Annotated in this window: 18 protein-coding genes; 4 read left to right on the plus strand and 14 right to left on the minus strand. The window is 63.9% G+C overall.

The window, feature by feature from the left end:
- Nucleotides 1-9: 9 nt before the first annotated feature.
- From preA to hydA, 3 genes are read right to left on the minus strand one after another with little or no spacing between them, the layout of a single operon-like run.
- Entirely contained in the window at nt 10-1,284 is a 1,275-nt protein-coding gene (gene preA, locus APH25_RS18395; protein ID WP_060482924.1) for an NAD-dependent dihydropyrimidine dehydrogenase subunit PreA, read from the minus strand.
- Complete coding sequence (locus tag APH25_RS18400) at nt 1,284-2,651, minus strand: NAD(P)-dependent oxidoreductase (RefSeq protein WP_060482925.1); 1,368 nt, start codon at nt 2,649-2,651, stop codon at nt 1,284-1,286. Before APH25_RS18400 ends, preA begins: the two co-directional genes overlap by 1 nt.
- Nucleotides 2,652-2,708: 57 nt before the next feature.
- A complete protein-coding gene (gene hydA, locus APH25_RS18405; protein WP_060482926.1) occupies nt 2,709-4,148 on the minus strand; it encodes a dihydropyrimidinase in 1,440 nt (479 codons plus the stop codon).
- Nucleotides 4,149-4,484: 336 nt separating this feature from the next.
- On the opposite strand from hydA, the gene APH25_RS18410 reads away from it, so the two are divergent.
- Together APH25_RS18410 and APH25_RS18415 are read left to right on the plus strand one after the other, a co-directional pair.
- Nucleotides 4,485-5,975, plus strand: a complete 1,491-nt coding sequence (locus APH25_RS18410) for an NCS1 family nucleobase:cation symporter-1 (protein WP_060482927.1) — start codon at nt 4,485-4,487, stop codon at nt 5,973-5,975.
- A gap of 35 nt (nt 5,976-6,010) precedes the next feature.
- A complete protein-coding gene (locus APH25_RS18415) occupies nt 6,011-7,312 on the plus strand; it encodes a Zn-dependent hydrolase (protein WP_371262513.1) in 1,302 nt (433 codons plus the stop codon).
- Here APH25_RS18415 and APH25_RS18420 read toward each other — a convergent pair whose 3' ends face one another.
- Nucleotides 7,313-8,272, minus strand: a complete 960-nt coding sequence (locus tag APH25_RS18420; RefSeq protein WP_060482928.1) for a ribonuclease Z — start codon at nt 8,270-8,272, stop codon at nt 7,313-7,315.
- Nucleotides 8,273-8,311: 39 nt separating this feature from the next.
- Complete coding sequence (locus APH25_RS18425; RefSeq protein ID WP_060482929.1) at nt 8,312-8,872, minus strand: lipocalin family protein; 561 nt, start codon at nt 8,870-8,872, stop codon at nt 8,312-8,314.
- 162 nt (nt 8,873-9,034) lie between these two features.
- Between APH25_RS18425 and APH25_RS18430 the strand changes: the two genes are divergently transcribed.
- Entirely contained in the window at nt 9,035-9,847 is an 813-nt protein-coding gene (locus tag APH25_RS18430) for a crotonase/enoyl-CoA hydratase family protein (protein ID WP_028632328.1), read from the plus strand.
- 35 nt (nt 9,848-9,882) lie between these two features.
- On the plus strand, nt 9,883-10,713 hold the full coding sequence (nudC, locus tag APH25_RS18435) for an NAD(+) diphosphatase (RefSeq protein ID WP_060482930.1): 831 nt from the start codon (nt 9,883-9,885) through the stop codon (nt 10,711-10,713).
- On the opposite strand, the gene APH25_RS18440 is transcribed toward nudC, so the two are convergent.
- From APH25_RS18440 to APH25_RS18480, 9 genes are all read right to left on the minus strand, one after another.
- Nucleotides 10,681-11,460, minus strand: coding sequence for a TSUP family transporter (locus tag APH25_RS18440; RefSeq protein ID WP_028632330.1), 780 nt, complete (start codon nt 11,458-11,460; stop codon nt 10,681-10,683). The two genes, nudC and APH25_RS18440, sit on opposite strands and share 33 nt — an antisense overlap.
- A 133-nt stretch (nt 11,461-11,593) precedes the next feature.
- Nucleotides 11,594-12,970, minus strand: a complete 1,377-nt coding sequence (locus APH25_RS18445; protein ID WP_060482931.1) for a glutamine synthetase family protein — start codon at nt 12,968-12,970, stop codon at nt 11,594-11,596.
- 84 nt (nt 12,971-13,054) lie between these two features.
- Nucleotides 13,055-15,028, minus strand: coding sequence for a DNA topoisomerase III (locus APH25_RS18450; RefSeq protein ID WP_060482932.1), 1,974 nt, complete (start codon nt 15,026-15,028; stop codon nt 13,055-13,057).
- Between the two features lie 192 nt (nt 15,029-15,220).
- A complete protein-coding gene (locus APH25_RS18455; protein ID WP_028632333.1) occupies nt 15,221-15,649 on the minus strand; it encodes a GNAT family N-acetyltransferase in 429 nt (142 codons plus the stop codon).
- Nucleotides 15,642-16,808, minus strand: coding sequence for a cupin domain-containing protein (locus tag APH25_RS18460; RefSeq protein ID WP_060482933.1), 1,167 nt, complete (start codon nt 16,806-16,808; stop codon nt 15,642-15,644). The genes APH25_RS18455 and APH25_RS18460 overlap by 8 nt, the downstream gene beginning before the upstream one ends.
- An 81-nt stretch (nt 16,809-16,889) precedes the next feature.
- Nucleotides 16,890-18,260: an adenylosuccinate lyase gene (purB, locus tag APH25_RS18465; RefSeq protein ID WP_060482934.1), complete on the minus strand. Its 1,371-nt coding sequence runs from the start codon at nt 18,258-18,260 to the stop codon at nt 16,890-16,892.
- A gap of 288 nt (nt 18,261-18,548) precedes the next feature.
- Nucleotides 18,549-19,166, minus strand: a complete 618-nt coding sequence (gene hflD / locus APH25_RS18470; RefSeq protein ID WP_028632336.1) for a high frequency lysogenization protein HflD — start codon at nt 19,164-19,166, stop codon at nt 18,549-18,551.
- On the minus strand, nt 19,163-20,287 hold the full coding sequence (gene mnmA / locus APH25_RS18475) for a tRNA 2-thiouridine(34) synthase MnmA (protein WP_060482935.1): 1,125 nt from the start codon (nt 20,285-20,287) through the stop codon (nt 19,163-19,165). The genes hflD and mnmA overlap by 4 nt, the downstream gene beginning before the upstream one ends.
- Before the next feature lie 59 nt (nt 20,288-20,346).
- Nucleotides 20,347-20,787 carry an NUDIX hydrolase gene (locus APH25_RS18480; protein ID WP_060482936.1) on the minus strand — a complete coding sequence of 147 codons (441 nt, stop codon included), beginning with the start codon at nt 20,785-20,787 and terminating at the stop codon, nt 20,347-20,349.
- Nucleotides 20,788-20,816 lie beyond the last annotated feature (29 nt).

The raw sequence follows: 20,816 nt of genomic DNA on the forward strand, positions 1-20,816 counted from the left end.
GGCTTGGCCTCAACTGGCCTCGCGGTAGGGGTTGCGTGGGTCCTGGGTCCAGTTCAGGTAGGGCTTGCCGGTGTCCTGGGCCACCATCTCGATGCAGTCCTGCACCGGGCAGGTGATCTGGCACAGGTTGCAGCCCACGCATTCTTCCTCGATCACCTGGTAAACATGGGTGCCATCGGCTGCAGGGGTGCTGGCGATCGCCTGGTGTGATGTGTCTTCGCAGGCGATGTGGCAGCGACCACAGCCAATGCAGGTTTGCGGGTCGATGTGGGCGATGGACTTGTAGTTGATGTCCAGATACTTCCAGTCAGTGGTGTGCCCCACCGCCTGGCCACGGAATGCTTCCAGGCTGCGATGCCCGTGCTGGTCCATCCAGCGCGCCAGCCCGTCTTTCATGTCTTCCACGATGCGAAAGCCATGCAGCATCGCCGCCGTGCACACTTGCACCGCACCGCTGCCCAGGGCGATGAACTCGGCGGCATCCCGCCAACTGCCAATGCCCCCAATGCCGCAGATGGGGAGGCCGTGGGTCGCCGGGTCGCGGGCGATCTCTGCCACCATGTTCAGGGCAATCGGCTTTACCGCCGACCCGCAATAGCCGCCGTGGGTGCTCTGGTCGCCAACGATGGGGTGGGCCACCATGCGCTCCAGGTCGACGCTGGTGATGGAGTTGATGGTGTTGATCAACGACACCGCATCGGCCCCGCCCCGGTGCGCGGCGCGTGCCGACTGGCGGATATCGGTGATGTTGGGCGTGAGCTTGACGATCACGGGTAGCGAGCAGTAGGCCTTGCACCAGCGCGTGACCATTTCCACGTACTCCGGCACCTGGCCCACTGCGGCGCCCATGCCGCGTTCGGGCATGCCGTGGGGGCAGCCGAAGTTCAGCTCGATCCCATCTGCACCGGTAGCTTCCACCAGAGGCAAAATGAATTTCCAGGCGTTTTCTTCGCACGGCACCATCAGCGACACGATCAGCGCCCGGTCAGGCCAGTCGCGCTTTACCTGGGTGATTTCACGCAGGTTGATTTCCAGCGAGCGGTCGGTGATCAGCTCGATATTGTTGATGCCTTGCACCACGCGGTTGGCGCCGTAGTGCGCCGAGTAGCGCGACGACACGTTCACCGCAGCCGGGTCTTCGCCCAGGGTCTTCCACACCACGCCGCCCCAGCCCGCCTCGAAGGCCCGTACCACGTTATAGGCTTTGTCGGTTGGCGGCGCTGACGCCAGCCAGAACGGGTTGGGTGCCTTGATGCCGGCAAATTCGATCGACAGGTCAGCCATTACGCAGCCTCCACGTTGGTCATCAGTTGGGCTTGGATGGCTTCAGCCGCCAGCTTGCCGTGTTGCACTGCCTGCACGGTGAGGTCCTGGCCCAGCGCGGTGCAGTCGCCTCCGGCGTACACGCCCGGCAGGCTGGTGCGCATGTGCGCGTCTACCCGAATGCGCTCCCCCTCGCGCGCCAGCTGGGCGGCGGCCGGGTCGGCCAGGCTGGCATCGTCGAAGCACTGGCCGATGGCCTTGAAAATGGCGTCGGCGGCCAGTTCGAAGGTTTCGCCCGTGTCGCTCAGGCGGCCCTCTGCCAGGGTGGTGCGGGCAAAGCGCATGCCGCGCACCTGCCCGGCTTCGTCCAGCAGCACGGTGTCGGGGCGTGCCCAGGTATGCAGGCGCACCTGGTTGGCCTTGGCGATGCTCTGCTCGTGGTCCGTGGCGCCCATGTCGGCGTGGCCGCGGCGGTACACCAGGTTGACGTCGCGTGCACCCAGGCGGCTCATCTGCACGGCCATGTCGATGGCAGTGTTGCCGGCGCCGATCACCAGGCAGCGGTCGGCCAGGGGCAACTGGCTCAGGTCATCGGCCTGACGCAGTTCGCGGATGTAGTGGGTAGCCGGCAGCAGCCCCGGGGCATGTTCATCCGGCAGGCCCAAGGCGCGCACGGCATTCAGGCCCAGGCCCAGGAACACCGCGTCGTACTGCTCCCGCAGGCTGGCCAGGCTGAGGTTGCCGCCCAGGCGCTGGCCGTGGCGGATTTCGATACCGCCAATGCCCAGCAGAAATGCCACTTCACGCTGGGCATAGTCGTCCACCAGCTTGTAGCGGGCGATGCCGTATTCGTTCAGGCCGCCTGGCTTGTCACTGGCTTCGAACACCACCACCTCGTGCCCATGCAGTGCCAGGCGGTGGGCGCACGACAGCCCGGCCGGGCCGGCACCGACCACGGCGATACGTTTGCCGGTGGCCGGTGAGCGCCGAAACGGGTGTTCTGTAAAGTGCGCGTTATCCAGTGCATAGCGTTGCAACTGGCCGATCAATACGGGTGCGCATTCCTGGGCATTGTTCCGCACGCAGGCCTGCTGGCAGAGAATTTCGGTAGGGCATACGCGGGCGCAGCTGCCGCCGAGGATGTTGGCCGAGAGAATGCGCTGGGCCGCCCCCTGAAGGTTTTCGTCGCTGATACGGTGGATGAACGACGGGATGTCGATTTCACTGGGGCAGGCATTGATGCACGGGGCGTCGTAGCAGTACAGGCAGCGCGCGCTTTCTACGGCGGCCTGGCGGGCGGTGAGGGGTGGGGCCAGGTCGCTGAAGCGCTCGGCCAGCTGGTCTGCACGGGCCTGGGGGCGCGGCAGATGGTTCAGGGGATCGATCACGGTGGTAGCCTCTTTTTTTTATGAGTGCAGACAACGCGAGGGTTGCGTGGCAGGTGCTCAGCGCTGCACGGGTGTAGGGCGCTGGTGCTCGGCCCGTCGCTCCAGTACCTCGTACACCGACGGGTACGCTGAGCGCTGCACGTAACGGCCCGCCCCGGCTTCGGCGCGCAGGTCACCATCGGCCCACACCACCTTGCCCTGGCTGATGGTGTGGCTGGGTATGCCACGTACCGTGCGCCCTTCGAAGATGTTGAAATCCACGCGCTGGTGGTGGGTCTTGGCCGAGAGGGTGCGGGTGCCGTGCGGGTCCCACAGCACCAGGTCGGCGTCAGCCCCCACGCGCACGGCGCCCTTGCGGGGGAACAGATTGAAGATTTTCGCCGTGTTGGTGGAGGTCAGCGCGACGAACTCGTGCATGGACAGGCGCCCGCTGTTCACCCCGGCATCCCACAACACGGCCATGCGGTCCTCGATGCCCGCAGTGCCATTGGGGATGCGGCTGAAGTCATCCCGCCCCATGGCTTTCTGCTCGGCGCAGAAGCAGCAATGGTCGGTGGCCGTGGTGTGCAGGTTGCCAGACTGCAGGCCGTGCCACAGGGCCTCCTGGTGTTCGCGTGGGCGGAACGGCGGGCTCATCACGTAGCCGGCGGCGGTCGCCCAGTCGGGGTCGCGGTACACACTGTCATCCAGCAGCAGATGGCCCGGCAGCACTTCACCGTAGACCGGTTGGCCCTTGCTGCGCGCATAGGTGATTTCGTCCAAGGCCTCGCGGCTGGAGATGTGCACGAGGTACAGCGGGGTGCCCAGGGTTTCGGCGATGCGGATGGCTCGGCTTGCCGCTTCTCCCTCGACCTGGGAGGGGCGCGACAGCGGGTGCGCTTCGGGCCCGGTCATGCCCTGGGCCAGCAGTTTTTTCTGCAGGTGGTACACCAGCTCGCCGTTTTCGGCATGCACGGTGGGCACCGCGCCCAGTTGCAGGCAGCGCTCGAAGCTGGCCACCAAGGTGTCGTCGGCGGCCATGATCGCGTTCTTATACGCCATGAAGTGCTTGAAGCTGTTCACCCCATGCTGACTCACCAGTTCGCCCATTTCTTCGGCCACCTGCTCGCTCCACCAGGTGATGGCGACGTGGAAGCCATAGTCGCTGGCGCTTTTCTGTGCCCAGCCGCGCCAGGTGTGGAAGGCCTCCAGCAGCGATTGCTGAGGGTTGGGGATGACGAAATCAATGATGGACGTGGTACCGCCCGCGAGCCCGGCAGCGGTGCCGCTGAAGAAGTCTTCGCTGGCCACCGTGCCCATGAACGGCAGTTGCATGTGAGTGTGCGGGTCGATGCCGCCGGGCATCAGGTACTGGCCGCTGCCATCGAGTATTTCGCAGTCGGTGGGCGCTTCAAGGTCTTGGCCGATGGCCTGGATCAGGCCCTCGGCACACAGCACATCGGCGGGGTAGCTTTCTTCGTGGGTGACCACGGTGGCGCCACGGATCAACAGGGGCATACCGTCTTCCTCGCAGGCTGACCGGTCTTGGCCGGTTCTTGGAATTGTCGGGGCAGGCCTGGCAGGTTTTGATCCTGTCAGTACTGACAAGAATCGAGGCTAGATGCTGATTGCGCATTCAGCAAGAAATAATTCCCACGAATTTTGTGGTTTTTAAGTTGTTGAAAGTAAACAACAAATAATTATTTCGCGGTCTAGCATGCGGGTTTCAGAGGAGATTGACTGACTTGACAAGATGCAGATCTGGTCAAGATTTTAACCACATTCAGCGTGTGTACTCCGGCCATCGCATTAGCCCGATGAGCAAACAACTACAACAAATCTGGAGAAGGCCCCATGCAACAGAGCAGATCGCAAGTGGTCGAGCAAAATGGCCTGTTCGAGCTGTGCGAGGGCAGCGATGTACTCGACAGCCCGCGCTACAACGCCGACATCGCACCTACCAAGGTGCACCAGCGCACCTGGAACAAATGGCACATCACTGCACTGTGGGTCGGCATGTCGGTGTGTGTGCCCACCTACACCCTCGGGGGCGTGCTCACGGCCTATTTTGGCCTGAGCGTGGGCGAAGCGTTGATGGCCATCCTGTTGGCCAACCTGATCGTGCTGATTCCGCTGACGCTCAATGCATTCCCTGGGACAAAGTACGGTATCCCGTTCCCGGTACTGCTGCGCTCGTCGTTTGGTGTGTTCGGTTCGAATGTACCGTGCCTGGTGCGGGCGGTGGTGGCCTGCGGCTGGTTCGGCATCCAGACCTTGTTCGGCGGGCTGGCCATCCACCTGTTCCTGGGCTCGGTGTTCGAGGGCTGGAAGGCCCTGGGCGGCACCGGCGAGGTGATCGGCTTCATGATTTTCTGGTGCCTGAACCTGTGGGTGGTGCTGCGCGGTGCCGAGTCCATCAAGTGGCTCGAAACCCTTTCGGCGCCGTTGCTGGTGGCGGTGGGCCTGGGCCTGCTGGTATGGGCACTGCCGCACATGTCGATGACCGAACTGCTGGCCCAGCCGCCCAAACGCCCCGAGGGGGCGAGCATGGTCGGCTACTTCTGCGCCGGGCTTACCGCCATGGTCGGTTTTTGGGCCACGCTGTCGCTGAACATACCGGACTTCAGCCGTTATGCCCGCAGCCAGAAGGACCAGATTCTGGGGCAGATTTTCGGTTTGCCGCTGACCATGTTCCTGTTTGCGTCATTGGGCGTGGTACTCACGGCGGCTTCCGCGTCGCTGGTGGGCGAAACCGTGTCGGACCCGGTCAGCCTGATCGGCAAGATCCACAGCCCGTTCTGGGTGGCCCTGGCCATGGCGCTGATCGTGATAGCCACTCTGTCGACCAATACGGCGGCGAACATCGTCTCGCCCACCAACGACTTCCAGAACATTGCCCCGCGTTTGATTGGCCGCAGCCGGGCGGTATGGCTTACCGGGTTCATCGGCTTGGCCCTGATGGGCCACGAGTTGCTGAAGAAGCTGGGCTTGATTGTGTCCGACCTCAGCCTTGAAAGCGTGTATTCCAATTGGCTGCTGGGCTACTCCAGCCTGCTGGGGCCGATTGCCGGCATCATGGTGGTGGACTACTTCCTGGTGCGTCGCCAGCAGCTGGACCTGGCCGGGCTGTACCGCGACGACGTTTACCCGGCCTGGAACTGGGCCGGGTTTGCCGCCTTTGGCGTGCCGGTGGCATTGACCGTGATGGCCATCGGCAACAGCCGCTTCAGCTGGTTCTACGACTATGGCTGGTTCACCGGGTCGTTGCTCGGGGCCGCCTTGTATTACCTGTTCGCCGGGCTGGCCGCCCGCAGCCCTGCGCGGGTGGCCAAGCCGTTGCCTTGAAGCCGGCACACACGCCGTGCGCCACGATCACAACAATGCCTGAGGATGAACCCGTGAACCCAGCCCAAGACATTCTGCAAAGCACTGACCAGCACGTCGACAGCGCACGCCTGTGGCAATCGCTGATGGACCTGGCCCGCCTGGGGGCCACTGCAAAAGGCGGTGTCTGCCGCCTGGCCCTGACCGACCTGGACCGCCAGGCCCGGGACCTGTTCGTGCAGTGGTGCGAACAGGCCGGGTGCACGGTCAGCATCGATGGTGTAGGCAACCTGTTTGCCCGCCGCCCCGGGCGCAACCCGGCGCTGCCACCGGTGATGACGGGCAGCCACATCGATACGCAGCCCACGGGCGGCAAGTTCGATGGCTGCTTTGGGGTGATGGCTGGCCTGGAGGTGATCCGCACCCTCAACGACCTGGGCGTGGAAACCGAGGCGCCGCTGGAGGTGGTGGTGTGGACCAACGAAGAGGGCTCGCGTTTTGCGCCGTGCATGATGGGCTCAGGCGTGTTCGCCGGCAAATTCAGCCTGGCTGACACGTTGGCCAAACGTGATGCCCAGGGCACCAGCGTCGGCGAGGCCCTGGGTGCCATAGGCTATGCCGGGCCCCGCAGCGTGACCGGCCACCCGGTGGGTGCGTACTTCGAGGCACACATCGAACAAGGCCCGATTCTGGAAGACCAGGCCAAAACCATCGGTGTGGTGCTGGGGGCGCTGGGCCAGAAGTGGTTCGACCTGACCTTGCGCGGGGTCGAAGCGCATGCCGGCCCCACCCCCATGCACCTGCGCAAGGACGCCCTGGTAGGTGCGGCGGCCGTGGTGCAGGCGGTAAACCGTACCGCGCTGGCTCACCAACCCCACGCCTGTGGCACTGTGGGTTGCCTGCAAGCGTACCCGGGGTCGCGCAATGTGATACCCGGGGAAGTGCGCATGACTCTGGACTTCCGGCACCTTGAAGGTGAACGGCTGGATGCGATGATTGCTGAAGTGCGCGGGGTGATCGAGGCCACCTGTGCCACCCATGGCCTGACCCATGAGCTGGTGCCTACGGCAGACTTCCCGGCCTTGTACTTCGACAAAGGTTGTGTCGACGCGGTGCGCCAGTCGGCCGAGGCGCTGGGTTTACCGCACATGGACATCGTCAGCGGGGCAGGGCACGACGCGATCTTCCTGGCAGAGCTGGGCCCGGCAGGGATGATTTTCGTGCCCTGCGAGAATGGCATCAGCCACAACGAGATCGAGAACGCCACGGCAGAGGACTTGGCTGCGGGCTGTGCGGTGTTGCTGCGAGCGATGCTGGCGGCTTCCCAGGCGGTGGCCAAGGCGCAGCTGGTGGCCTAGTCAGGATGCTGGCACCAGCAAGCCATCGCGCCCCAGGTGGTAGCGCTGCAGGTCGGCGGCCAAGGTCAGGTTGCCGCGATAATGCGCCTGGGCTTCGTGGCGTACGTCGTCGATGGAGGGGCTGCGTTGGGGGTCTGCCTGGTAGCGGGCGCTGAAGTGCGTCAGCACCAGGTTTCGTACCCCGGCGCTCTCGGCCATGTGCGCCACATCAGCGGCGGTGCTGTGGCCGTAGGTAACCCCTGTGCGTTCCACCGCCGGCTGGGTAAACGTGGCCTCGTGCACCAGTACGTCGGCATCGGCTGCCACCCCTGCCAGCAAGTCGGGGGTATCGTTATCCCCGCAGATGATGACCCGACGCGGTGCACGGCCGGGGTTCAGGTAATCGGCGGCATCCAGTGCACGTTCACCATGCTGCACAGGCAGGCCCTTTGCCAAATCCCCCCACAGCGGGCCGCGCGGGACGCCTTCGGCGTCCAGGCGGTCGGTGTTCAGGCGCGGCTGCGGACACACTTCGTCGAATACATACCCCACACTGGGCACTCGATGGGAGAGCGCGACAGTGGTGACCCTGACCGTGCCGTTCTGCCAACCCTCGAAACCTTCCACCGCCAGTAGCCGCAGCTCGAAAGACAGGTGGCTGTCGGTAGCCGCAAGGCTCAGGCGCAGCCAAGGGTGCAACGCCTCAGGCAACACCACGTCCAGGGGATCGCGCCGGCCATTCATGCTTGCGCTGGACAACAGGCCGGGCAGGCCCAGGCAATGATCGCCATGCACATGGGTGATGAAAATGCCCGCCAGATCCTGTGTGGACAACGGCGTGTGCAACAGGCGGTGCTGGGTACCTTCACCACAGTCCACCAGGTACCAGCCTCTGCCCGTGGTTTCGAGCAGTGCTGTTGCGCTGACATTGCGGGCCTTGGTCGGCACTCCGGCCGAAGTGCCGAGAAACAGCAGGTCCATTCTTACCCCTGTAATGGCCGGCTTATGCCGGGGCGGTGTTCAGTTCATGGCCTTGGTATCAGCCTGGCGCCACACCAGCTTGCTGGTGTCGTAACCCTGTTCACGGGCGATGCCCAGCAACTGGTCGCGGGTCTGGTCGGGGATGGCGGGGGTACGTGACAGCAGCCACAGGTATTCCCGGTTCGGGTGGCCTACCAGCGCCACGCGGTAGTCCTTGTCGTGGTACAGCACCCAGTACTCGCCTTTGGTCAGGTCCGGTGCCAGGCGGCTGAACCAGTTGTCGAAGCGTACCCACAGCTTGTCGGTACTGCCAGCCTGCTGGGCCTCGGCAATGCCCTTGGCCTCGTTCCACTCGCCGTCCTTCTCCTTGCAGCGGTTGGTGACGTCGATGCGGCCGTCGGTGCGCAGGGCATAGTGGGCCTCGGACTGCACGCAGTTGCGCTGGAAGAACATTGGCAGGCGCGCCAGTTCGTACCAGGTGCCCTGGTAGCGTTGCAGGTCCACTTGCTGAGTGCGCGGCGGGGCTGGGTGATCGTTGCCGGCGCAGCCGTAAAGGGCCAGGGCCATGCAGGAAAGCATCAATGCCTTGCGTATCGCCATTGCGTTTCTCCCGGAAGTTGGGTGCCTGACTGTTTCGATGCCGGGCGCGAGCAAAAGTTGTGCGCAATCGCACGATGCACCAGTCCCGGTTTTGGCAGACGTGCAGCCACCTGCCTGAGTTACCATCGATGGCATCGCCTTATACCCCCAGGAGTGTCGCCCATGGCCGAATACAGCGCGTTCAAGGTCGAACTGATCGACAACATCGCACACGTCCAGATCAACCGGCCTGAAAAGCTCAATGCCATGAATGCGGCATTCTGGGAGGAGATCATCGACATCTTCCAGTGGGTGGACGACACCGATGCCATACGGGTGGTGGTCATCAGTGGCGCCGGCAAGCATTTTTCTGCCGGCATCGACCTGGCGCTACTGGCGTCGGTGGCGGGCCAGCTGGGCAAGGATGTGGGGCGTAATGCGCGGCTGTTGCGCAAGACCATCCTGCGCATGCAGGCTTCGTTCAATGCGGTGGACCAATGCCGCAAGCCGGTGCTGGCGGCGGTGCAGGGCTATTGCATCGGCGGGGCCATCGACCTGATATCAGCGTGCGACATGCGCTATTGCAGCGCTGACGCGCAGTTTTCCATCAAGGAAATCGACATGGGCATGGCGGCCGATGTCGGCACGCTGCAACGTTTGCCACGTATCATCAGCGACGGCATGATGCGGGAGCTGGCCTACACCGGGCGCAATGTGGAGGCTGACGAGGCGCTGCGCATTGGCCTGGTGAACCGCGTGTACGATGACGCTGCTACCCTGCTGGACGGGGTTTTTGCCATGGCCCGGGACATTGCCGCAAAATCGCCCATTGCCGTGGCCGGCACCAAGCACCTGCTCAGCTACATGCGCGACCACCGCATTGATGACGGCCTCGACTACATCGCTACCTGGAACGCTGCGATGCTGCAGTCCGAAGACCTTCGGCTGGCGATGGCAGCGCACATGAGCAAACAGAAACCGACGTTCACCGACTGACAACCCCGGGGGACGCGCCTTACAGGAACCCTGATATGTCAGCACGCTGGACCACTGCAGTACTCGACCCCCAGATCACCGGCGGCCTGGCAGTGGCCCGTAGCCCGGAAGGGTTTCTGGTGGCCGACGAGGGGGCAATGTTCCCCCGGGACTGGCTGAAACGCCAGGGCCTGGACGTGCTGTGTGAACACGGCATCGGCCATTTCGACGGCCAGCCAGTGTTCCTGCTGGAGCTGCACAGCGCAGCGGCCCTGCCAGGCTGCAGCTGGCGCGGCTTGCGCGCGTTCATGCTGGAGGGTGATTTCGACACCTACAAGGTGCTGGGCTATGCCGCACAGATTGGCACCTGGGCGCGGGAACACCGGTTCTGCGGCAGCTGCGGGCAGGCCATGACGCAAATCCGCTGGGAGCGGGCCATGCACTGTACGGCCTGCGACCTGCGCAGCTACCCGCGTATTTCACCGAGCATGATCGTGCTGGTGACCCGTGGCGATGAGATCCTGCTGGCACGCTCCCCGCGCTTTGTGGCCGGCGTATACAGCACCCTGGCAGGTTTCGCCGAGCCCGGCGAGTCGGCCGAGGATTGCCTGGTGCGCGAGGTACACGAAGAAGTGGCGGTGCAGGTGAAGAACATCCAGTACGTGGGCAGCCAGTGCTGGCCATTTCCCCACTCGATGATGCTGGGTTTTCATGCCGAGTACGCCAGTGGCGACATCGTGATGCAGCCCGATGAAATCGAGGATGCGCAGTGGTTCAGTGTGCACCACCTGCCACCGCTGCCGGCGGGCCGCTCCATCGCCCGCCACCTCATCGACCTGTATGTGGCGCGGCGGTTAGGCCTGCCCGAACCAGTGCTGCCACGCTAGGCGCACGGTCAGCGCCAGCACCACGGTGATGAACACGGGGCGGATGAACTTGCTGCCCCCGCTGATGGCGGTGCGCGCACCAAAGAACGCGCCGACCATCACCGACAGGCCCATGCACAGGCCTACTATGTAATCCACCTGCCCGGACAACACGAACACCGTCAGCGCTGCGATGTTGCTGACGAAGTTCATGCTGCGGGCCACGCCGCTGGCACGCACCAGGTCGATGGGGTACAGCAGCAGTGTACTCACCGTCCAGAATGCCCCAGTGCCGGGGCCGGCAACGCCGTCGTAGAAGCCCAGGGCCAGGCCCTGCGGCGCCTGCCACTTCTTGCTGATTGGCGCTTCGGCATCCAGCGGCGCCTTGGGCGTGCCGCCGAACAGCAGGTAGATACCGCAGGCAAACACGATCACGGGCAGCATCTTGTTCAGCCATTCGGCCGGCATGTAGTGGGCCACCACTGCGCCCAGCAGCGCCCCGACCAAGGTGCCGAGCAATGCCCGCCGCCATTGCACCGGGTGGAACAGCTTGCGCCGGTAGTAGGTGAACCCCGCCGTAGCAGAGCCAAATGTGGAACTGAGCTTGTTGGTGCCCAGCACCAGGTGCGGCGGCATGCCAGCCGTCAGCAGGGCGGGGGTGGTCAGCAGGCCGCCACCGCCAGCGATGGCATCGATGAAACCGGCGACAAAGGCAACCAGGACCAGGATCAGTAGGGTGAGGGGTTCAACGGTGAGCTCGAAGGGCATGGCGTTCTGGCAGGCAGGGAGGCTGGGTGCGACAACAAGCCGCGTGCGAAGCAGCCCATGGTAATGCCGTGAAGGGGCCGGTGCCAGTGCCGAGTGCTTTGCAGCACGCACAGCATGCCGTTTGCTGGCCTCGTCACAGGAACCAGCGGTATTCCCGGGCGCTCACCTCTTGCATGAACGCCAGGTGGTCCTGGCGCTTGTTTTCGCAGTACACCATCACGAACTCCTCCCCCAGGCCTCGTTTGGCCGCCGGGTGGTGCCGCATGGCGGCCACGGCGCTGAGCATGTCCGTGGGGAAATCGATGCCGCTGCTGCGGTCCTCGTTCAGCGGGGCGATCGGTTCCTGCCTGGCATCCAGCCCTTGTTCCATACCGCACAGGATAGCCGCCAAGACCAGGTAAGGGTTGGCATCGGCACCGGCAAGCCGGTGTTCGATGCGTAAATTGGCCGGGTCCGACTCCGGGATGCGGATGCATGCGTCGCGGTCTTCGAAGCCCCAACTGGCGCGGCTGGCCGCATTGACCATGGCGCCGTAGCGGCGGAAGGCGTTGTGGTTGGCAGCAAAAATCGGCATGCAATGGGGCAGCAGTGCCAGGCAGCCGGCCACAGCGTGGCGAAGCGGGCGCTGGCCGTCCACTGCCAGCAGGTTGCTGCCCGCTGCATCGTACAGGCTGACGTGCACATGCATGCCGCTGCCAGGTGCCTGCAGGTAGGGTTTGCTCATGAACGAGGCGCGGTTGCCGTGCTTGAGCGCGACGCCACGGGTGCTGCGGCAGAACAGTGCGGCCCAGTCTGCCGCACGCAGGCCATCATCGCAGTGGCCAAAGTTGATCTCGAACTGGCCGGGCCCCAGCTCCGCGCTGATCACGTTGGCGTCCACGCCTTGCAGGTTGGCGGTGTCGACCATGTCACGCAGCACGTCGCCAAAGCGCGACAGCCGCTCCATGTGCATGTTCGGCTGGTTATCCGCATCGCCTGTCAGGCTGTCGCGGGGGAACTGCGGCAAGCCGTCTTTCAGCGCGCGGTCGAACAGATAGAACTCCAATTCGAATGCGACTACCGGGTGGATACCCCGCCGCGCCAGGCGTTGCAGCACCCTGGCCAGTACTTCACGGGGTTCGAACTCGATGGGCGCGGGGGTGCCGTCGGTGGTGATCAGCATCTGCCCCAGCGGTTGCTGCTCCCAGGTCACCGGCTTGAGTGTGCCGGGTATCAGCCGGCGCACGGCATCCGGGTCTCCATCGCTGAAACAGTAATCACCGATGGGGAACAAGCCGCCCTGTGCCCCTAGCAGCACGGCATTTTGTGGCAGCTTCAGGGGGCTGCCTGCAGCAACCTTTTCCAGCATGTCGATGGGGTAGCGCTTGCCGTAGAAGTGGCCAGGGATGTCGAGGCACAGCAGATCGACATAGCGTACCTCAGGGTAGCGCGCCCTGAATGCGCGCACTTCGCTGGGCAGGTCGGGGAAGTTGGTGGTGGTGTTGGCCGTGCTGTCCAAGCCTGAGCTCATGAAACGTATCCGAGAGGGTTTCCACTCCAATCTAGCAGAAGCCCTACCCGGTGCCAGGCCCGCGTGCTGGACCCTTGGCCTGGGTCAGGTGCTGGCCTTTCTGCGGGTTACCCTTGCTTTATCCCCTGCGGCCTTACCGGTTGCCGCTTTGCCTGCAGCAGCCTTGGTTTTGCCGCCGCTTCTGCGCTTCTTTTTCCACGGCGGGGCCACGCCGGCTGCTGGCCCGCTGATGGTCATGCGCAATCCGCTGCAGCGTTCTACCAGCTTGCCCATCCAGGCCGACTGGCGGGTGACGAATTCGTCCAGGCTCATCTCGCCGCTTTGCACCATGTCCAATGCCTGTTCCCAGATAGCGGTAGTGCCTGGGTCGGCGATGGCGCGGGGCACTGCATCGATCAAGCTGAACGCCGCAGGGGTGGCAGACAGCGCCTTGCCGTTCTTGACCAGGTAGCCGCGGTCGAGCAGGCCCTGGATGATACTGGCGCGGGTGGCCTCCGTGCCGATGCCGGTGGTTTCTTTCAGCTTCTGTTTCAACCGCGGGTCGTCCACCAGCTTGGCCACGTTCTTCATGGCCTTGATCAGATCACCCTCGGTGAACGGCTTGGGTGGCTGGGTCCACAGGTCCTTCAGTTGCACCGCCTGTACGGCGCAGCTCTGGCCCTGGCTCAGCGCCGGCAGTACCTGAGGCGGGGCGGCTTCACGGCCCTTGGCGGGTGTGAGGGCTTCGGGCAGGGCGCGTCGCCAGCCCGGCTCGACAATCTGTTTGCCGACGGCCCGCAGGGCGTGGCCGGCGCAATCGAAGTCGGCCTGGGTGCGGTCGTATTCGTGGTTTGGCAGAAACTGCGCCAGGTAGCGGGCGCGGATCAGGGTATACACAGCCTTGTGCTTGGCCGGTAGCCGCGCCGGGTCGCTGGCTGCAGCCGTGGGGATGATGCCGTGGTGCGCGCTGACCTTGGCGTCGTTCCACGCCCGGGAGCGGCGCTGGGGCTCCAGGTGTGGCTGCAGCGGTGCCAGGCTGGCATCGGCCCGCTGCAGTGCAGCCAGAATGCCAGGCGCCTCACTGTGCTGGCTGAGCGGCAGATAGCCGCAGTCGCTGCGTGGGTAGGTGATCAGTTTGTGTGTTTCGTACAGGGCCTGGGCGATGTCCAGGGTTTCCTGGGCACCCAGGCCGAATTTTTTCGAGCACAGCTCCTGCAAGGTGCCGAGATCAAAGGGCAGGGGGGCGGCTTCGCGCACGCGCTCTGTGCTCACCTGGGTGGCCTGTGCGACCCCGGCATTGCTGATGTCTGCTGCGGCCTGTTGCGCCAGTGCCTGGTTCAGGCAGCGGCCCTGCTCGTCGCAGGTGTCTTCCGGTGCCCGCCACTGGGCGTTGAAGGCCTGGCCGGCGTGGGCCAGTTGCACATCGATAGCCCAGAAGGGGACAGGCACGAAATCGGCGATGCTGCGGTCGCGGTCGACCACCAGGCGCAGGGTAGGGGTTTGTACCCGGCCCACTGGCAGCACCCCCTGATAGCCCGATTGCCGGCCCAGCAGCGTGAACAGCCGGCTCATGTTCATGCCGATCAGCCAGTCGGCCCGGGAGCGGCCCAGGGCCGAATGGTACAGGTTGAAGGTTTCGTGGCCGGGCAGCAGGCGGGCCAGGGCCTTGCGAATGGACGCATCGTCCAGGGCCGACAGCCACAACCGCTGTACCGGGCCTCGGTAACGGCAATGCTCGACCAGCTCGCGGGCGATCATTTCGCCTTCGCGGTCCGCATCGGTGGCGATGACGAGCTCGCGGGCTTCGCCCAGGAGGCGCTTGACCGCCTTGAACTGGCTGGCCGTTTTGGGTTTGACCTGCATCTTCCACTGCGCCGGGATGATCGGCAGGTCGGCGAGGTTCCAGCGCTTGTAGCGCTCGTCGTAGCTGTCTGGCGGGGCGGTTTCCAGCAGGTGGCCGATGCACCAGGTTACGCAGACGTCGGTACCCTGCCAACAGCCGTCGGCCTTGCGATGGGCGCCGAGCACCTTGGCGATGTCTTTTGCCTGGGAGGGCTTTTCACAGAGGAACAGGCGCATGGCCGCAGACGCTTCATCAGGTAGATGGGCACTAGGATGCGCAAGCAGGCGCCGGGAGGCAAGTTTTATCTGGATGGATGTACAGGTTTTTGTGAGTGTTTGTGTTCTGTCATCACGGCATGCGCTCGCTCGTTTACCCATTCGGTAGGCGCGAGCGCACCGCGTGACAGGGCCGCAGCGCGGCCCTGCGGGTCAGCCTTGAGCGTCGCGCAACATGTCCACGTGCGGAATACCCGCCTCCAGGAATTCCTCGCTTACCACGCGAAAGCCCAGCCGTTCGTAAAACGGTGTGGCATGCACCTGGGCACTCAGGCGCTGCGTTTTCAGATCACGGTGCTGCGCTTCGGCGATCACCGCATTCATCAAGGCATCGCCCACCTTCAAACCCCGCCAGTCCTTGAGCACCGACACACGGCCGATGGTGCCGTCAGACAGCAGCCTGGCCGTACCGATCGCATAGTCACCTTCAACGGCCAGGAAGTGCACCGCCGTCGGGTCGTCGGAGTCCCATTCAAGTTCAGGCGGCACGTGTTGCTCGGCGATGAACACCGCTTCACGGATGCGGCGGATGTCGGCGTTGTCCTTGTGCCAATCGGCGAGGCGCACACGAATTTTATTCATTGGCGAATCCCAGGCTTCCTTGCTTGACCAGTTGCTGCACCAGCATCAGTGCGTCTTCATCCTGCAGCCATTGGCCGAGGTTGTCGATGTGCAGGGCATCGGCTGCGCACACCAGCTTCAGCAATTCGCGCAACTTGCCAGGCAGCGGGCAGCTGCGACCGCTGGCGAACAGCAACAGGTCTTGTTCGAACTCCGACCAGGCCATGCGCGCGCTCGGGTTACGGATCAGGATCGCACCCTGCTCGAGGGCATCGATCAGTTCTTCTTCCGACAGCTCTTCGCCGACGATTTGCTCGGGGTAGCGCGGCTCGGTCATGAACTGGCCGAACCAGGTCAGCAGCAGGTCCTTGTCACCCATGTGCTTCTCGAGCAGCGCCTTGAGGCGGTCGAGGGCATCGTGCTGGATCTGGTGAGGGTCGCTGGCGGGCTGCGCGTCGGCGTCGCTGTAGCGCTCTTCGTCCGGCAGGAACTGGCCGAGGAAGTCGGTGAAGTGGGTCAGTACTTCGGCGGCGCTCGGCGCGCGGAAGCCGACAGAGTAGGTAAGGCAGTCGTCCACCGCCACGCCATAGTGGGCCAGGCGCGGTGGCAGGTAGAGCATGTCTCCGGGCTCCAGGGTCCACTCACCGCTCTGCTCGAATTCGGCCAGGATGCGCAGGTCGCTGTGTTCCAGCAGCGCGCTGTCGCTGCTGCACATCTGGCCCACTTTCCAGTTGCGCTGGCCGTGGCCTTGCAGCAGGAACACGTCATAGTTGTCGAAGTGCGGGCCAACGCTGCCGCCTGGGGCCGCAAAGCTGATCATCACGTCATCGATGCGCCAACTGGGCAGAAAACGGAAGTTTTCCAGCAGTTCGGCCACTTCCGGCACAAACTGGTCCACCGCCTGAACCAGCAGGGTCCAGTCTTTTTCTGGCAGCTCGGCGAAGGTGTCTTCGTTGAACGGGCCGCGACGCAGTTCCCAGGGGTGGGCGCCGTGCTCCAGCACGATCCGCGACTCGACTTCTTCTTCCAGCGCCAGGCCCGCGAGTTCGTCGGGGTCGATCGGGCTGATGAAATCGGGGAACGCCTGGCGCACCAGCAGCGGCTTCTTCTGCCAGTAGTCGCGCATGAATTCACGGGCAGAAATGCCGCCCAGCAGCTGCAGTGGAGTATCAGGATTCATGTTCAACCTATTGAAAAATCGTAATTTTCGTACGGGAATAAAAACGCCCGGCCAGGCCGGGCGTTGGGCGCGACGGTTGCTTTAGACGCGCTTGGCCTGGGCTGCCGCGTTACCGATGTAGGTCGCGGGGGTCAGCTGCTTGAGCTCGGCCTTGGCGTCGGCTGGGATGTCCAGGCCGTCGATGAAGGTCAGCAGTGCATCAGGGGTGATGCCCTTGCCACGGGTCAGCTCCTTGAGCTTCTCGTAGGGGTTCTCGATGTTGAAGCGACGCATGACGGTCTGGATCGGCTCGGCGAGCACTTCCCAGCAGGCGTCGAGGTCGGCCGCGATGCGGGCTTCGTTCACTTCCAGCTTGCCGATGCCTTTCAGGCTGGCTTCGTAGGCGATGACGCTGTGGGCAAAACCCACGCCCAGGTTGCGCAGCACGGTGGAGTCGGTGAGGTCGCGCTGCCAGCGCGAGATCGGCAGCTTGCTGGCCAGGTGCTGGAACAGCGCGTTGGCGATGCCCAGGTTGCCTTCGGAGTTCTCGAAGTCGATCGGGTTGACCTTGTGCGGCATGGTCGATGAGCCGATTTCGCCAGCCACGGTCTTCTGTTTGAAGTAACCCAGCGAAATGTAGCCCCACACATCCCGGTCGAAGTCGATGAGGATGGTGTTGAAGCGGGCAATGGCATCGAACAGCTCGGCGATGTAGTCGTGCGGCTCGATTTGCGTGGTGTAGGGGTTGAACTGCAGGCCCAGCTCGTCTTCGATGAAGGCGCGGGCGTTCTGCTCCCAGTCGACCTGCGAGTAGGCCGACAGGTGGGCGTTGTAGTTGCCCACGGCACCGTTGATCTTGCCCAGCAGCGGCACGGCAGCCACTTGGGCGATCTGGCGCTCCAGGCGGTACACGACGTTGGCCAGTTCCTTGCCGAGGGTGGTTGGCGAGGCTGGCTGGCCGTGGGTGCGCGACAGCATCGGCACCTCGGCGTGGGCATGGGCCAGGGCACGGATGGCCTCGGCGATCTGGCGCATCAGCGGCAGCAGCACGTCATCACGGCCCGCGCGCAGCATCAGGGCGTGGGACAGGTTGTTGATGTCCTCGCTGGTGCAGGCGAAGTGGATGAACTCGCTGACTTTGGCCAGCTCTGGCAACTGGGCAGCCTGCTCCTTGAGCAGGTACTCGATAGCCTTGACGTCGTGGTTGGTGGTGCGCTCGATTTCCTTGACGCGTTCGGCGTGTTCAAGCTTGAAATCGGTGGCCAGGCTGTCGAGCACGGCGTTGGCCTCGGCCGAGAACGCCGGCACTTCGCCGATTTGCGGGTGGGCCGCCAGGCGCTGCAACCAGCGCACTTCGACCAGGGCGCGGAAACGGATCAGGCCGAATTCGCTGAAGATGGGGCGCAAGGCCTGGGTTTTGCCGGCGTAACGGCCGTCAACAGGGGAAACCGCAGTGAGCGAAGAAAGCTGCATGGGGTGTTCTCGGACAGTCAGGCTTTTGGAGGGCGCATATCATACATTAAAAGGCAGCCACAATCCACGAAGCTGCAAGCCACAAGCTGCAAGCTGCAAGCTGCAAGCTGCAAGCTGCAAGCTGCAAGCTGCAAGCTGCAAGCTTCAAGCTTCAAGCTTCAAGCTTCAAGCTTCAAGCTTCAAGCTTCAAGCTTCAAGCTTCAAGCCACAAGCCACAAGCCATAAGCCACAAGCCACAAGCTAAAGGCGAACTGCTTCTACTTGCAGCTTGCAGCTTACCGCTTGAAGCTACCTAACCATGTCGTAAAGTTCGTTGAGCAGTTTGCGGCGGCTGAATACCAGTTGCCAGCGGTGGCCGCCCAGCTGGCGCCACAGGCGGGCGGCGCGGATGCCGGCCAGCAGCAGGGCGCGGATTTTCGAGGCGTTGCTGGCCTGCTGCAGGAAACGCATGTCGCCGTGCACCTGAATACGTTGGCGCAAGGTGCTGAGGGTGTCCTGGTACAAGGCTCCACTGGAGGCGATGACGTTTTCATGAACCAGACCGAAATGGTCGGCCTGGGACTGAATTTGCGGCAAGCGGTTGCCGATGGTGTCCAACAAGTCACCGCGCTTGTTCAGCTGGCGCTCCAGGCCCAGCATCGACAGGGCATAACGCAGGGGTTCGCGCTGCAGGCTGCTGGGGTCGCGCTCCAGGGCGCCTACCAGTGCACGGTAGCCGTCGCGCAGGTTGAGGTCGTCGCCACCGAACACCTCCAGGGTGTCCTTGGGGTCACGCACCAGCAGGCTACCCAGCATGCAGCCGATGTTAGCCTCGCTGGCCTGGCCGGTACGGGCAATGCGGTCGACCAGCACCGCAGCCTGGAACACCCCGCCCAGCGCTACCAGTTGCTCCTGCAGGTTGGTCATGAGCGCGGGCTCCAGGGCTCTGCGGTTTCGATGACGCCGCCACCCAGGCACACCTCGCCGTCGTAGAACACCACCGACTGGCCAGGGGTAACGGCCCGTTGCGGCTCGTCGAACACAGCGCGGTAGCCACTGGCGGTGCGCTCCAACGTGCAGGGCTGGTCGCTCTGGCGGTAGCGCACCTTGGCGGTGAGGTTGCGTGGGCCGCTGAGGTCAACCGGGTTGACCCAGAAAATCTCCGAGGCGAGCAGGGCGCGGGAGAACAGCCAGGGGTGATCGTTGCCTTGGCCGACCACCAGCACGTTGCGCTCCAGGTCCTTGTGCAGCACGTACCACGGCTCGTCACCGGCGTCTTTCAGGCCGCCGATACCCAGGCCCTGGCGCTGGCCGATGGTGTGGTACATCAGGCCGTGGTGGCGGCCAATCACTTCACCGTCCGTGGTTTCGATGTCGCCTGGTTGCGCCGGCAGGTACTGCTTGAGGAAGTCGCTGAATCGGCGCTCGCCAATAAAGCAAATGCCCGTGGAGTCTTTCTTCTTGGCGGTAGCCAGGCCATGTTTCTCGGCGATGGCACGCACCTCGGGCTTTTCCAGCTCACCCACCGGGAACAGGGTGCGGGCGATTTCCTTGCCGCCCACGGCATGCAGGAAGTAGCTCTGGTCCTTGTTCGGGTCCAGGCCCTTGAGCAGCTCGGTGACAGCGCCGGTGTCGCGGCGGCGTACGTAGTGGCCGGTGGCGATCAGGTCGGCACCCAGCGACAGGGCGTAATCGAGGAACGCCTTGAACTTGATTTCCCGGTTGCAGAGGATGTCGGGGTTGGGCGTGCGGCCCGCCTTGTACTCTTCGAGGAAGTGCTCGAACACATGGTCCCAGTACTCGGCGGCGAAGTTGGCCGTGTGCAGCTTTATGCCAATGCGGTCGCACACGGCCTGGGCGTCTGCCAGGTCTTCGCGGGCGGTGCAGTATTCGGTGCCGTCGTCCTCTTCCCAGTTTTTCATGAACAGCCCTTCCACCTGGTAGCCCTGCTCGATGAGCAGAAGGGCGGAGACGGAAGAGTCCACGCCGCCGGACATGCCGACGATGACGCGGGTCTTGGCGGGGTCTTTAAGTACTGGGCTGGTCATGATTACCGGTGTGTATCAAGGGGGAAAAACGCCGATTCTATCAAACCCGCAGCGGCGCGTCAGTCGCGCAGCAGGGCAAGGCTGTGCAAGGGGCCGGCCAGGTAGTCGTCCAGGCAGCGCGGTACCAGTTCGCTGCGCCAGCGCGCCGGGTCGGCCAGCAGCTCGTCGCGGGTCAGCCACAGCGCACGGGTAATGTCGCTGTCCAGGGCCAGGTGGGCATGATGGCGCACGGGGCGTGCGGCAAAGCAGACGCGCTGGTAGGTCACGCCGTTGCTGGGTGCGGTGTACAGGTAGATACCCACCAGGCCGGTTAACTCGACCTCCCAGGCGGTTTCTTCCAGGGTTTCGCGCAAGGCGGCCTGGGCCAGGCTTTCATCAGGTTCCAGGTGGCCAGCAGGTTGGTTGAATACGGCTTTGCCGGCCTTGAACTCCTCGACAAAAAGAAATTTGCCGTCTTGCTCAATTACGGTGGCGACGGTGATATGGGGTTGCCAGGACACGATCAATACTCCTTAGGAGCTGCAAGCTG

Origin of the sequence: Pseudomonas sp. NBRC 111119, from assembly GCF_001320125.1 — a bacterium.
Taxonomy (GTDB): domain Bacteria; phylum Pseudomonadota; class Gammaproteobacteria; order Pseudomonadales; family Pseudomonadaceae; genus Aquipseudomonas; species Aquipseudomonas parafulva.